We start from the raw sequence: 12894 nt of genomic DNA on the forward strand, positions 1-12894 counted from the left end.
TTTCAGTGAATGAGGCATCGGTGTTTGGCTCATGCAGGTATGCGAGAACTTTCGGTTATTAGGTGAGAGCAGAAGAGTGTGCGGTCCGAGCACGTTTGCTCGGACCGCACATCAGCGAAGAATGTTCTTTACCTAGTTGGCGGTAGTGCTACTTCCTGCCGATGAGGTGCCAGGTGGCAGGCAGTAGTGCCATGGCGACAACGCCTTTGATGGCGTCACCGATCAGGAACGGGACGACGCCCATGTTCAGTGCCGCGGTGAAGCTTGCTCCGGTGTAGCCCATGAGCCAAGGCAGGCCGATCGAGTAGGTGAGGAGCGAGCTGGCGATGACAAGGAGTGCCATCCGTCCAATACTGCGGTCAAAACCGCGTTCGGCAAGGTAACCTGCCGCAACTGCTGCGAGGATGTAGCCGAGGATGTATCCGAAGGAAGCAAATGCCCATCCTGAGGTTTGCTCAGCGAAGATCGGTGCCCCTGCCACGCCGGCCACTGCATAGAGCCCGAGTGACAGGAATGCGCGGGTTGTGCCGAGGCAGGCTCCCGTAAGGATCACGGCAAAGGTCGAAAGTGAGAGCGGTACCGGCGTGAACCCGAGAGGAATGGTGATCTGGGAGGAGATGGCAACAAAGAGTGTCCCTCCCAGGACAAGCAGAACGTCTCGGACTCGTGAGGTAGGGATGCGGTCGGCAAGAACGCCGACGGTCACAGTAGGTGAGGACACATGGTTCCTTTCGTAGTTACGAATCAGTAAGTTACCAAATAGTAAGTATGGGCTATTGGTGACTGCAACGACATCTGACACTTGGACGCCAAGTGAGAGGGCAATCACGATTCTTTTCGGTTGTGACTTTGTCCGCTAAATGGCGTGACATCTTGATCGCTGTGTGGCGCCCTCAGAGTGTCCACTCGTGAGACGCGTCGCCGGTAGGGTGAACAGGTATGAAACCCGCTTGTCTCACAAACGCATCAACGACAGACGGTGACACCGCTCTGGCAGGCCTTCTACTCAACTCCTTGCCGCTCAACCGCCCCGTCTATGCTGCCTGTCTCGCCACAGTCGGCCCGGCAGGCACTCGCATCGCCACGATCGGGTGCGACCTGCAGAAAACGTTCCACATCGGTTCAATCAGCAAAGCCCTCAACGGCTTGATCTACACCGACATGGTGCAGACCAGGCTGATCTCACCGCACGACCGGCTCGAAGAGCACCTCCCCCTGGCCGGAACAGCTGCCGGTGAAGCAACCTTGGAGTCCTGTCTGACCCACACCTCAGGACTGCCTGCCACTGGTGGGGGAATCCGCTCAGCAGCCCGAGCGCTCGGCGCTGTACTGACAGGTGGTGATCCACAACCAGAGAACCTCGACGATCTGATGAAACAACTTCGCCGATCACGTATCCGTCATCCGGGGCGCTTCAGCTATTCCAACCTCGCTGCCTCAGCATTGGGCCACGCGTTAGCGGCCGCCGACGGGGCGGACTATCCGACCCTGGTGCGAAACAGGCTGACGATACCGCTGGGATGCCCCCGGCTGCGCGCTCAGCAACCTGCACAGCGAAACCTCCCGCATGACCTCAACGCTCTCACCGTGTGGGGCACTGACCAACTGCCCTGGACCGGGCAAGGCTATGGACCGGCCGGAGTGATCAGGGGAAGCGCCCATGATTTCGCCACGGTCATGTCAACCCTTCTCGCCGATGACTGTGTCTACGAGGACGCTTTCCGAGTGCGCTTCACTGATGACACTGAATCTGTCGCGGCGGGGTGGTTTGTTGAAGACAAATCCGATCGAACCCTGGTGTGGCACAACGGTTACGCCTCCGGATTCGGCGCTCACATGGTGCTGGATCGCCAGCGCCGACGAGGGGCGTTCATCTCGGTGGTCAGCCCGTATCCCGACCCGGACATCGAGCCCGTCGCGATGACAATGCTGGATGCGGCGGTGTAAGCGACATCCTCTGTACGAGGCCACGACGACAGCAGGACGTTCTCGTCAGTGCCCGAGGACCAGGGTGCTGGCAGCAGCCTCAATGACATCGTCGGTGATGGTCTCCAACTCGTTGATCTTCAACACCCGCTTGATCTGGGGGAACAATCGCTCCACTACGCGGAAGTTGCCGCGGGTCAGTCGCTCGATCGCGGCGATGGCCTGCGCATCCGTGAAATCCTCCGGGTCCAGTTCTCTACCTAGGCGCTTGTAGTGCCGGTTCAGCACGAACAGCAGCTCGTCTTTGCCCAGGGCACGGTAGCGATGAGAGAAGCCCAACCGGCTGAACAACTGGGGGTAGTGCCGGAAGCGCTGGTCAATGCCGGGCATGCCGATGAACATGATCGCCACACCGTCACGATCATGGATGTCGCGCAGCATCTCCAGGGCGGTGGGAGGCAGACGTTCTGCTTCATCAATGATAATCAGTTGGGTGAGCTTCTCACCACTGGATCTGCGCATGTGGAGCCTGTCTCGCTGCCCGGTGGCCATCAGATGCTCCATGATGCAGACATCGAGTTTGCCCCGGTAAAACTCGATATCCTTGATCAACGTCCGGTACTTCGGTTGGACCTCAGGGGTGTAGAACACCGTGCGGGCCCGGTGGGCTGCCGCGTAGATGGCCAGGTCTGATTCACTGCGCGGTCCCCATTCATCGATGAACGTGCCCAGGGTGTCCCAGTGGGCGTACCGTCTGGCGGACTGTGTTTTGCCGACTCCTGCCTCGCCGTGGCAGATGCCGATGGTGGTGTCTTTTCGGATGGCGTTGGCGAACTCGACGAAGCGACGGTGCTCTTTGGTGACAATGAAATCGCGGCTCATGGTGACAGGTCCTCTTCATAGGTCCGCAGGCGAGACGTACGACCACGCGGCCGTGGCGCTTCGGCGCTCACATCGGGGTTCACAGGGGAAAGGTCTGTTGGGTGTGACTCGTGAATGGGGATACGCTCGTTGATCCCGGCACGTAGTTGACGTCGTCGGCGTCGACGAGCGGCCTGGATATCTGCCAGGCTGTAGCGCTGGTTGGGGTGGTCTTCATCCACGGCGACACACAACAACGTGTCGTGGTCGTAGACCCGGATCTCGGAGAGATCCCTCGGGTCGTAGCGGATGGTGACGTCATGGCCGACAAAAGGTGCCAGGGTCGGACTGAGGTAGCGCTGTCCTTGGAAGTGGATGCCGTCTCGCTGCACCCGGCGGTGGGTGGAGACCCGCAGCAGGAGCCCGTCGAGTTCTTCCAGGTTCTCTGGCATCCTGGGAATCCATCCCCGTCCGATCCACGCGGCCTTCGGGCTGGTGTTGATTGAAGAATGCGTGCGTTGGTTATAGCTGCTGATGAACTCGCCGACAGCGGTATCCAGGCTTGTCAGGTCCAGTACGGGGTGTGGGTTTCGGACGCCAGGGGCGAGGTGGCCGGGCAGGGTGGTGAGCAGTTCGGTGTTGACGGTGCTGAAGAACCGCTCGATCTTGCCGCGCCCCTGCGGACGGGCAATAGTTGAATGGATGATCCGGATCTTTAGCGCTGTCGTGGTGTATGTGATGTGGCCACTGGTGAAGTCGGAGCCGTGATCGACATAGAGGACGTCGGGAATACCGCACATCGCCCAAGTGGGGTCTGTTTTCCGCCAGATAGCTTGGCGTAGTGCCAGGGCGGTGTTCATCGCTGAGGGCGCGGTGGTGGTGACCATGTAGCCGCACACTGCCCGGGAGTAGTCGTCGATGATGATGGTGAGCCAGGGGCGAGTCGGCGTGCCGTCCGGGTTCTGGATGAGAATGTCGAGTTGGGTGTGATCGGCCTGCCAGATGGCGTTGGGGCGTTCAGCCCGGTGCCGGTAGACGAGTTCGTGTCGATCCCGGTAGGACGCCGGGCCCTCCAAGGCGAGGGTGACCATCGCCGGGTCAAGCGCTTGGATGATGCCACGCACCGTGGCGTAGCTGGGTGGTTTCACCGATAGTTGCTGTGCTCGGGAGTTCACCAGGCGGTGCAGGGCGGCCATCGATGGCCGTGGCCTGGTGAGCCCGAGGTGTTCTATGTAGGCGACCAGTTCCGCGGATATGCGATGTGCCCCGGCATCGGATCGTGTGGTGGTGCGCAGACCGTGGATTCCGTCGGCCCGGTAGCGGGCAGCCCACCGGGATAGAGTGCGGGTGCTGATGCCGGTGGACCGTGCCAGGTCGGTCAGGGTGATGCCGTCTTCGATGTGCAGGCGAAGGATCTCCCAGCGCTGCATCTCGTCCATCACCATCACCTCACGACCTGGTCATTGTGCCCGCATCAGGCGGGCAGTGCTGACTGTCGTCGTTTAGCACCCTGCAGATGCCGGTACAGTGTTGCCCTCGACCAGCCGACCATGCTCGCGGCGTCTTCGGCACTACGGCCTTTGGCTCTCTCCTCGGCGACGATAGCGAGCTTGCGGTCGACCACCTCTGGATCCACAGGTGGTCGGCCGAAGCGGGTGCCCTGGGCTTTCGCTGCGGCGATGCCGGCGTTGACGCGTTCGGTGATCAGTTCTCGTTCGTACTCAGCCAGAGTCCCCAGCATCCCGAGCATCAGCCGACCCGAGGACGTCTCCGGGTCGATGCCGTCAGAGACCGACTTAATCTTCACCTCTCGTTCGCGCAGCAGGTTCACCGTGTTGAGTACGTCGAGCAGGGATCGGCCCAGCCGGTCGATGCGCCACACCACCACCGTGTCACCGGGTTGGGCATAGGCGAGAAGTTTCTTCATTCCGGGACGCTCGATCGCATTCTTCGCCCCGGAGGTGACATCGCTGAAGACATCACGGTCCTGGACCCCGGCGGTGACCAAGGCGTCGTGTTGAAGTGTCGGATCCTGACCGACGGTGGATACCCGGGTGTAGCCCAACAGTCTCATACCCACCATCATGCCTCACTAAATCCCAGCATGGAAGAAGGCGGGACACTTTTCGGTGAGACAGGTTGGTAAGACATTTTTCGTGTTGGTTTCCGCAGGAGCCCCGGTTCTCGACATGCTCGCCGCAGGTGTCTTTTAAACCTTTAGTATTTCAAGACAAGAAAGAACGGGCAGTACAGTTTTGCATTACTACTCATCACCTAGCCCGAGCCGAGGGAGAACATCAGACAGAACTGTTTCCACGGGCGTATGGACGTTGCTTGCCGCCGTGCCCCCATGGAGATGTAGGTACTCACTCACCAATCTGACCCCGGCGGCGTATCCAGCACCAGTGGGCAGGCCGACCGGTTCCGCCCCGAATAGTTGGGCGGTCTTGTCGCCGAGTACCCATGCAGCAAAGTCCTGCATTCCGGTGACCTGTAGGCCACTGGCGACCTTGGCCAGAACACTGTCGTCATTGCGGGTCTGGTCATCGACGAAGTGGGTGTAACCGTGGCTGCCGTAGAGCTCGGTAGCAAAAACATCAGCTAGGCCCTCTGCAACGACATGTTCGCCCACTGTCACTGTGACCGGATCCCACACGACTCCGCCGGGCGAGTACCGAACATTGTGGTGCAGTTCATGGACAACGATGGCCTCCAGACGATTGAGGACGTCAATGGTGGGCCAGACCGATATGACGATATAGCCACTGATGCCGCCGAACGCGCTGAGCCCTTTGACTTCCTCCATGAAGTGCCTGTTGGTGGGATCGCCAAGCAGCAGCAGTACCTTCAGGTCTGGGATGTGTAGGTCTGGGTTCGCTGTCTTCAGCGTTTCGATTCCACGTTCCAGAGCGTGGTGCATGCGTTCCCATGCGTTAGCCCGGATCAGGGTGTCCAGGGATTCACGAAGCTCTTCTTCGGGGCCATTTTCCGGGAAGCCGAAGTTCTGCTTGTGGATGACGGCCAGGTCCATCTCGCCGGGAACGAAGTGATACATGCCGTTCATGGGCGACCACATCTTCCTAATGAGGTCACGACGATGCTCTGGGGCCACGTCGAACACTCGGGTCATAGCTGCAGCAGTATCGATGATGTCGATGTTCATGCTGGCTCATTCTAGACCCTGACGCAGCGTCAAGGTCAAGGGATGATCGGGTAAAACAGAATAATGAACTATCAAGGGGTCCTCGCCGACGTCGTGTCCTGGGCCGAGCGAGAGTCCAACGTCCGAGCAGTCATCCTGACCGGTTCCGCCGCATCCAACGCCGAGCATCCGCTGTCCGATCGTGATCTTGAACTGCACGTCCAGCAAAGAGGGCCACTGGAAAACTCGGATGAGTGGTGGTCGAGCCTGGGCGATGTCCTTGCGGTCGAGCGACTAGAAAACGGCGAAGATCAACCAACCCGACTGAATCTACTATGTCGGTGGCAAGTTGGACTTCACGCTGATTCGTATCGATGAGGAGCGCGGGGTGTACGACCGCCCGTTCACCGTCTTGCTGGATAAGGATGAGGTAGCTGGTGATTTCACGCTCTGCGCTCCTACGGTGGTAGGCCCCACTCAGGCAGTGTTCGACGAATCCGCCAATTGGGCGGGTGCTGCAGTGTTGATGACCGCCAAAGCAATCATGCGTGATGAGCCCTGGTCGGTGATGATGCGTGACGCTGATTTCAAAGTTGAACTGCTTCGCATGATCGAGTGGGATCATATCCTGCGATACGGATCTTCCCGTGACGTGAGATACCTGGGGACACAGATGAGATCGTGGATGGACATCGGTGTTCAACATGTCCTTGACACCTGCACTGTGACGTATGGAGCTGATAACCGAGATGCCCTCTCTGCAGGGATCGAATTCTTCAGCCGTCTTTCCCATCAGGTGGCGGGTGAAGGTGGACTCGCGCCGTTTCCTTTCGAACGGATCGAGACCGAGGTCCTCCGCATCTTCAGTGCTTCATCATGGGCATGACCAACCACTGTATGGGCCCCTCACATAGTCGAGATGAAAGTTCGGATGACCAGGACAAGCAGGTCAGGCATCCGCGTGCTGTGATATGATTCGCGCCATGGGCGTAATGAATGCAATTTTCACCACCTTCGGTCGGCTCCGGAGCTCCGGAGCCGCCGGTGGGTGTGTGCGCTAACGGAGGACGTTCCACGGAGGTAGAGACACCCACCGCTCAGCTTGTCCAGCCGGGCGGCCGTTTCGGCATGCCCGGAGCACGATATCTGCTGCGGAGTGTCTTTTCTATGCCTACCTACAGGCCGAACAAGGGCCGTCACGAGAACGGCCAGAACTACCTTGTCAACAAGTCAATGATTAAGAAGGTCGTTGACCTTGTCCCTGTCAGTGCGTCCGTCCCGGTCATAGAGATCGGCCCGGGACACGGGGCGCTGACCTTTCCCCTCCAGGACCGTGTCCTGGCTACCGGTGGATCGTTGACCGCCATCGAGATCGACCCGGCCTCCGTCCGGTGGCTGGAGGAGCGGCTGCGCCCGGAGGTTCACCTGTACGAGCAGGACGTCCTTGATTTTGTGCTGCCGGACGGCCCGCACGTCCTGGTGGGGAACCTGCCGTTTCACCTGACCACCGCGATCCTGCGGCACGTCCTTCACTCACCGGGGTGGACTCACGCGGTCTTCCTGGTGCAGTGGGAGGTCGCGCGTCGCCGCGCCGGCGTCGGTGGTGCCACGATGATGACAGCCCAGTGGTGGCCCTGGTTCGACTTCGAACAGCACGGGCGAATACCATCCACACATTTCCGTCCCCGCCCCACCGTCGACGCCGGTGTCCTGGTGATGCGTCGCCGGGAAGAGCCTCTCGTCAACTGGTCGGAGCGTGCGCGGTACGCGTCGTTCGTCCATGCCGTGTTCACCGGCAAGGGCCGAGGCATCGCCGACATCGTGTCCCGGGTCGTGGGGCGTCGGCGTGAACGACGGTGTGCTGAGGTCCTGCGTGAGGCCGGTGTTCCGGCAAACGCACTGCCGAAACAGTTGGACGCGGGGCAGTGGGCCACACTGTTTAAGGCCGTGGGGCGCTAAAGGCGAGCTGATCGCGATGTGATCGGTCGCTGCGTCTGATGTCGGCAGCAGAAGAAGTGCCATCCCTCCCAGATCCTGTTCCAGGGAAACTCTAAAGACAGCACCGTTGGCCATACGAAGAGCAATGTCTTCCCGGTCCATCAGACCAGCACGCCATAGAGTGATCAAGAATCCACGCCATATAGCGCTCATATTCACACTTTTCGGTCTCGATAGCTCGGAGTGTCCAGAAGTCATTGCCGTGGGATAAAACATCGTTCCCACAGGTGCGAGCCTTGGTCGGGCGTACAGTTGGGGCATGGATATTGCTGGGATGAGGCGGGATTACGACGGAGTGGAACTTCTGGAGGAGAACATTCACTCAACCCCAAGCCAACTTTTTGAGCAGTGGCTCGAGGAAGCGGTGGCAGCGGGCGTCACGGATCCGAACTCCATGGTGTTATCGACGGTGAGCCCTAGCGGCACACCGTCGAGTCGAGTGGTTCTTGCTAAAGACATTACTGATCGGGGAGTTACGTTCTTTACGAATTACGACTCTCAAAAGGCGCATGAGATCGGTGCGAACCCCAATGTGTCGCTTCTCTTTCACTGGGCCGAACTGAACCGAGTCGTGAGGATTGAAGGGCGAGCGGAACGAATTTCGGATGAGGACTCTGACCGTTACTTTGACTCTCGTCCCCGAGGCTCAAGACTTGGTGCCATTGCCTCCCCGCAGTCGCAGGTGATCGCCTCGCGAAGCGTATTGACCGACAAGATTGCTGAACTTGAGAAGAGTGAAGAACCAATCAAACGACCCGCGAACTGGGGCGGTTATCTCGTCAGGCCATCGAGCGTCGAATTTTGGCAGGGTAGGCCCGACCGCGTTCACGACAGGATGCGCTACCGCGTGGATGGCGCGCAGTGGGTGAAGGAACGCCTCGCACCCTAGAGGAAAAATATAGGGTTTCTCGAGGATCGAAGTTGAGGCTTCGATCCTCGAGCTATGCTGTGGGCAGAAAGTTGGGCTTGGTTTTCGCGAAGTCGACCATGATTCCAGCCTGGCTGGGGGCACCGAATCCGGTCCCGCGAATGGCCTCCCGAAGCTTATTCGCGTCCGGTGTCGTAAATCCCGACAGGCCGTTTGCACCATGGTCGTAGAGGGCGGGGGACATGGGTGTGCTGGGGCCGGCAATCACAACGAAAGCATGCTGAGTCAGCTCGAGCAGTCGCGGGAGTGTTTTGTTCACGAGTGTGGATCCCGTGATGAATACGAAATCCTGCTCGGGAATTAGATACTCGGCGGCCGAATCGATGTAGTCGCCGGTCCGGGGCTCGCGCTCGAGGATTGTCAGTTCGCCAGCGTGCTCGAAGCGCTTCTCAATGAAAGCAAAGTGGCCAACCGTTGCCACTTTCTTGCCCTTAACAGCTTCTGCATAGGTGTCAAAGGCACCATCTCCCGCCCCGTTTAGCGGAAACTGGTATCCGCAATCGCCCAAGCGTCCCGGGTGCGAATACCAGGAGTTGATGGCGGCGAGGCCGATGGAGGCCTCGACAAGATTCCACGACTTCACAAGGGCGGCAGCATCACGCAGGCTCTTACCGACTAAGGATCCTTCAAAGAGTGCTGGTCTAGTTCGCACATCGGTTGTCATGGCGAGGCCGCTCGCACCATCACTCGAACTTACCCTCGTCCAAATATGACCCACCTGGTAGTCATCAACGGTGACGGAGCCAATGCCGTCAATCAGGTCATCGTAGAGAGCCCACGGATTCTTCATGACTTCAGGATATTGCACAAAAAGGCGCCAAACCGTAGGACCCAAGACTGAAGATAGTCCCCATCTTTACTGAAGTTCTCTGTATTTGATTGGGTTCAAGACTTGTGATGTCCAGTTTCTGAGATTCTTTGTGGCTGCCTCGTCGGGGTTGTTGGGAGCACATAGTCTGGTGCCACTATCGCGAGCAACTGAGAGACCTGGCTCTATGACGTTGCAGCAACCAGCCGAGATCCGGTCAGGTGCTAATGCCACGGTTCGATGGAGGAAGAAATGCGAATGTTCGCCGCGGCGCGAGGCCGCAGTAGCCCAAAGCTCTAAGGGGGTGCGACGCTCTCGTACCCACTCCCCATGGGGATAAATTGGCGTGCCAGAAAACACGCAGAAAACAATCAAACACAAACTTTTTGAGGAATAACTATGTCTATCGCAACTGAAACCAAGCCCAAGCTCACGACCATCTCCGCCAACGGCACCTGGGTGGGGGAGAGCAGTGCGGACGTCACATCTGGTGAATTTTCGTTCCGTGTCTCAGAACCGCAGGCGCTCGGAGGCAACAACTCCGGCCCGAATCCCTTCCAGTACCTCATCGGTGCTTTCGAGGGCTGCATCGCTGTCGTTGTCGAAACGGTGTCCAAGGAACAGAACTTTGATATCGACAGCGCCGATATTTCGATCTCTGGAACCCTGGATCTGCGAGGTTTTGAGGGTGTCGAAGGAGTTTCCCCGCACTTCCAGAGCGTCGTTGGTGAAGTGAACATCGGTGCGAATCTCGATGCAGAACAGTTCGCGTTCCTCGTGACGGAAACCGAGCGTCGTTGCCCCATCTACAACCTGATCAAGGACGCTGGGGTCACTCCCCAGATTTCCTGGAACCTGAACAACTAAGTTAATAGTGTGGGCACGAAATGCTCGCACTCACCGATCAGTTCGTTCGCCATAATCATGCTCAGGTCGGTTAGGTAAATGGGTGGCCTGACCGAGCGGAACTAGGTAGGTCTGCGTCCAGAATGCGGTGATTGAAATTAGAGTGTGGCTGTGCCCGAGATGTGGCTTCTCGGGCACAGCTACACGCCTTTAGGTTCCAGAGAACTTCAACGGAGAAGTGCCACGCAAGAGAGGCACACCAACAGATTCGCAAGATGAGAATCCAAACATGCTTTTAGAAGCTATGTCTTTAAAGACGGCATGTAGTCGAGGGAGTTACTGCCAAGAAAATGTTTCAAGGGCTTAAGCAAAGTTTTCGGAGAGATCGCTCTGCGAAAACCTAGAGGATGTGCTGGAGGGGCTGGATGAGGTGTTCCCAGCGCCAGGCTTCATCCACCCACTGTTTGCCTCGCTCACCCATGGCCTTCGCTCGATCGGCATCCTCGAGGAGATAGGTGAGGGCCTCGACGAGAGCGTTGCCGGATCTGCCATCGACCACGAGACCCGTTTCGCCGGGAACGACTGCTTCGGGGGCGCCGCCGGAGTTGCCTGCAATGACCGGCAGACCCGCTGCGTAGGCTTCCAGGTAGACGATGCCAAGTCCCTCGATATCGAGTCCGCCGCCTCGCGTGCGGCACGGCATCGCGTAGACGTCACCGAGAGAGTAGTGGCCGGGTAGCTCGGAGTAGGGGACCTCGCCAGTAAAGATAATGGAATCGCGGGCAGGCGAGGCCTCCGCCATTGCGTCCAACTTCTCCCGGTAGGGGCCCTTACCGACAATGACAAGGCGGGCCTGGGGGAAACGAGCAGAGACTCTCGCCCAGTTGTTAATGAGAAGGTCTTGACCCTTGCGTTCGACGAGGCGGGAGATGCAGATGACCACGGGCGCATCGGGAGCAATGTTGTAGCGCTCCCGAAGCTCCCGCCTCATATCCGCGTTGAACGCGAACTGTTCGGGGTTGATGCCGCCCGGCATTCTCATCGTCTCCACCCCGTCAAGGAGCGGCTGAAGCCTGTGAAGTGTGGCTTTCGTCAGGTAGGTGACAATGTCGTTGTCGCGGAAGATCTTAGCGACGAACTGGCGCGCACCCGGGATCATCGACCAGCCGATCTCGTGACCGTGAGTGGTCGCAATCGTTTGCTTGGCCCCTGCTTTCCTTGCATCGTTCGCCATGATCCCGAGCGGTGTTGATGCCCCGAACCATACGTTGTGAATGTTCTTCTCCCGGATGATCCTCATCATCGTGTCCCGCACGGTCGGAATGGGGAGCATCATCGTGCCGGGGTAACGGACCACGTGATAGGGAACCTTCGCGTCGTAGTCTGCCGCACCACCGTCGGGGGTGGAGGCGTACACGGTGAGCTTTGTTGGGTCTAATTGCCCAACAAAGCCCTCCAAGTAGGTTTGAATCCCTCCCGTGCGTGGAGGGAAATCGTTGGTGACGAGAAGGGTTTCCTGCATGCCCCTATCTTTGCAGACTTAGTAGTCTTCCGACCGCTTGAGCACCTCGGTCAGCCTGTTTGCTGCTGCGACAACGGAAACGGAGTGCTGGCGGCCGGGTTGGCGACCCATGCGCTCGATCGGGCCGGAGATGGAGACGGCTGCGACGACCCGGCCACTCGGTCCCCAAACAGGTGCCGAGATCGAGGCAACACCGGCTTCGCGCTCGGCAACTGACTGTGCCCAGCGCCTGCGGCGAACGGCAGAGAGGGTCGTGGCGGTGAAGTTAGCGCCATGGAGACCCCGGTGTAGACGGTCGGGTTCCTCCCATGCGAGGAGAACCTGGGCGGCTGAACCGGCGAGCATCGACAGGGCGGCACCGACGGGGATAGAGTCCCGGAGCCCGCCGAGATTCCGTTCGGCAGCCGCGACGCAGATCCTCACGTCACCCTGCCTGCGGAACAGCTGAGCTGATTCGCCCGTGTGATCGCGCAGCGCGATGAGGACGGGCTTGGCCGCGGCGAGAAGCGGATCGCCGCCCGCTGCGGAGGCGAGTTCCTCCATGCGGGGGCCAAGAATGAACCTGCCCTGCATGTCTCTCGTGACAAAGCGATGGTATTCAAGTGCAACAGCGAGGCGGTGTGCTGTTGGTCTCGCCAGGTGGGTTGCGGTGACCAGCTGAGCGAGTGTGTGGGGTCCCGATTCAAGCGCGCCAAGTACTGACGCGGCCTTGTCGAGAACGCCAACTCCAGATCCCTGTGAAGTGTCCATGTAGTGATATTCTCATCTCGCACTTTGATACGCAAGTGCGCTACAGTTGGAAAAAGCACATTGTGATGGGAACACCTTCCGGTGTGTCAGAACCGAGAAAGAAAGAGAGATTG

12 protein-coding genes, 1 pseudogene and 1 riboswitch are annotated in these 12894 nt (G+C 59.0%); of the genes and pseudogenes, 5 read left to right on the forward strand and 8 right to left on the reverse strand.

Annotated elements, in window-relative coordinates; all coding sequences use genetic code 11:
• Nucleotides 1-148 precede the first annotated feature (148 nt).
• Nucleotides 149-721 (reverse strand): biotin transporter BioY, encoded by a 573-nt coding sequence (locus BN1241_RS02915; protein WP_054952212.1) that lies wholly within the window; start codon nucleotides 719-721, stop codon nucleotides 149-151.
• Nucleotides 722-939: 218 nt separating this feature from the next.
• Here BN1241_RS02915 and BN1241_RS02920 point away from each other — a divergent pair, with 218 nt between their 5' ends.
• Nucleotides 940-1947 carry a serine hydrolase domain-containing protein gene (locus BN1241_RS02920; protein ID WP_054952213.1) on the forward strand — a complete coding sequence of 336 codons (1008 nt, stop codon included), beginning with the start codon at nucleotides 940-942 and terminating at the stop codon, nucleotides 1945-1947.
• Between the two features lie 45 nt (nucleotides 1948-1992).
• Here BN1241_RS02920 and BN1241_RS02925 read toward each other — a convergent pair whose 3' ends face one another.
• The 4 genes from BN1241_RS02925 to BN1241_RS02940 form a co-directional block, all read right to left on the reverse strand.
• Nucleotides 1993-2808, reverse strand: coding sequence for an AAA family ATPase (locus tag BN1241_RS02925; protein WP_042622780.1), 816 nt, complete (start codon nucleotides 2806-2808; stop codon nucleotides 1993-1995).
• Nucleotides 2805-4226 (reverse strand): Mu transposase C-terminal domain-containing protein, encoded by a 1422-nt coding sequence (locus BN1241_RS02930; protein WP_042622786.1) that lies wholly within the window; start codon nucleotides 4224-4226, stop codon nucleotides 2805-2807. The genes BN1241_RS02925 and BN1241_RS02930 overlap by 4 nt, the downstream gene beginning before the upstream one ends.
• A 35-nt stretch (nucleotides 4227-4261) precedes the next feature.
• A complete protein-coding gene (locus tag BN1241_RS02935) occupies nucleotides 4262-4861 on the reverse strand; it encodes a recombinase family protein (RefSeq protein ID WP_042622781.1) in 600 nt (199 codons plus the stop codon).
• A gap of 189 nt (nucleotides 4862-5050) precedes the next feature.
• Nucleotides 5051-5950, reverse strand: coding sequence for a DUF2268 domain-containing putative Zn-dependent protease (locus tag BN1241_RS02940; protein WP_042622782.1), 900 nt, complete (start codon nucleotides 5948-5950; stop codon nucleotides 5051-5053).
• 63 nt (nucleotides 5951-6013) lie between these two features.
• On the opposite strand from BN1241_RS02940, the pseudogene BN1241_RS02950 reads away from it, so the two are divergent.
• From BN1241_RS02950 to pdxH, 3 genes and pseudogenes are all read left to right on the forward strand, one after another.
• Nucleotides 6014-6815 (forward strand): annotated as a pseudogene (locus BN1241_RS02950) (aminoglycoside 6-adenylyltransferase).
• Nucleotides 6816-7096: 281 nt separating this feature from the next.
• The gene (erm, locus tag BN1241_RS02955) at nucleotides 7097-7888 is read left to right on the forward strand and encodes a 23S ribosomal RNA methyltransferase Erm (protein ID WP_039586621.1); all 792 of its coding nucleotides are present in this window, start codon (nucleotides 7097-7099) and stop codon (nucleotides 7886-7888) included.
• A 298-nt stretch (nucleotides 7889-8186) separates the two neighbouring features.
• A complete protein-coding gene (gene pdxH / locus BN1241_RS02960) occupies nucleotides 8187-8816 on the forward strand; it encodes a pyridoxamine 5'-phosphate oxidase (protein WP_054952216.1) in 630 nt (209 codons plus the stop codon).
• A gap of 52 nt (nucleotides 8817-8868) precedes the next feature.
• Here the strand turns inward: pdxH and BN1241_RS02965 are convergent, their stop codons facing one another.
• A complete protein-coding gene (locus BN1241_RS02965) occupies nucleotides 8869-9645 on the reverse strand; it encodes a DUF364 domain-containing protein (RefSeq protein ID WP_077138244.1) in 777 nt (258 codons plus the stop codon).
• 172 nt (nucleotides 9646-9817) lie between these two features.
• A riboswitch (SAM riboswitch) is annotated at nucleotides 9818-9910 on the forward strand.
• Nucleotides 9911-10062: 152 nt separating this feature from the next.
• On the opposite strand from BN1241_RS02965, the gene BN1241_RS02970 reads away from it, so the two are divergent.
• Nucleotides 10063-10530: an OsmC family protein gene (locus BN1241_RS02970; protein ID WP_054952217.1), complete on the forward strand. Its 468-nt coding sequence runs from the start codon at nucleotides 10063-10065 to the stop codon at nucleotides 10528-10530.
• A gap of 379 nt (nucleotides 10531-10909) precedes the next feature.
• Here the strand turns inward: BN1241_RS02970 and BN1241_RS02975 are convergent, their stop codons facing one another.
• Together BN1241_RS02975 and BN1241_RS02980 are read right to left on the reverse strand one after the other, a co-directional pair.
• Nucleotides 10910-12031, reverse strand: coding sequence for a glycosyltransferase family 4 protein (locus tag BN1241_RS02975; protein WP_054952218.1), 1122 nt, complete (start codon nucleotides 12029-12031; stop codon nucleotides 10910-10912).
• A gap of 18 nt (nucleotides 12032-12049) precedes the next feature.
• Nucleotides 12050-12781, reverse strand: coding sequence for an IclR family transcriptional regulator (locus tag BN1241_RS02980; RefSeq protein WP_054952219.1), 732 nt, complete (start codon nucleotides 12779-12781; stop codon nucleotides 12050-12052).
• Between the last annotated feature and the right edge of the window lie 113 nt (nucleotides 12782-12894).

The organism is Flaviflexus massiliensis, assembly GCF_001375495.1.
In the GTDB taxonomy this organism is placed as follows: domain Bacteria; phylum Actinomycetota; class Actinomycetes; order Actinomycetales; family Actinomycetaceae; genus Flaviflexus; species Flaviflexus massiliensis.

What these genes read in the sequence shown, in the direction of transcription:
- BN1241_RS02980 (WP_054952219.1), bottom strand. Translation starts at nt 12,781, where the DNA reads ATGGACACTTCACAGGGATCTGGAGTTGGCGTTCTCGACAAGGCCGCG.
- pdxH (WP_054952216.1), top strand. Translation starts at nt 8,187, where the DNA reads ATGGATATTGCTGGGATGAGGCGGGATTACGACGGAGTGGAACTTCTG.
- BN1241_RS02965 (WP_077138244.1), bottom strand. Translation starts at nt 9,645, where the DNA reads ATGAAGAATCCGTGGGCTCTCTACGATGACCTGATTGACGGCATTGGC.
- BN1241_RS02930 (WP_042622786.1), bottom strand. Translation starts at nt 4,226, where the DNA reads ATGGACGAGATGCAGCGCTGGGAGATCCTTCGCCTGCACATCGAAGAC.
- BN1241_RS02940 (WP_042622782.1), bottom strand. Translation starts at nt 5,950, where the DNA reads ATGAACATCGACATCATCGATACTGCTGCAGCTATGACCCGAGTGTTC.
- BN1241_RS02925 (WP_042622780.1), bottom strand. Translation starts at nt 2,808, where the DNA reads ATGAGCCGCGATTTCATTGTCACCAAAGAGCACCGTCGCTTCGTCGAG.
- BN1241_RS02975 (WP_054952218.1), bottom strand. Translation starts at nt 12,031, where the DNA reads ATGCAGGAAACCCTTCTCGTCACCAACGATTTCCCTCCACGCACGGGA.
- BN1241_RS02970 (WP_054952217.1), top strand. Translation starts at nt 10,063, where the DNA reads ATGTCTATCGCAACTGAAACCAAGCCCAAGCTCACGACCATCTCCGCC.
- BN1241_RS02935 (WP_042622781.1), bottom strand. Translation starts at nt 4,861, where the DNA reads ATGAGACTGTTGGGCTACACCCGGGTATCCACCGTCGGTCAGGATCCG.
- BN1241_RS02920 (WP_054952213.1), top strand. Translation starts at nt 940, where the DNA reads ATGAAACCCGCTTGTCTCACAAACGCATCAACGACAGACGGTGACACC.
- erm (WP_039586621.1), top strand. Translation starts at nt 7,097, where the DNA reads ATGCCTACCTACAGGCCGAACAAGGGCCGTCACGAGAACGGCCAGAAC.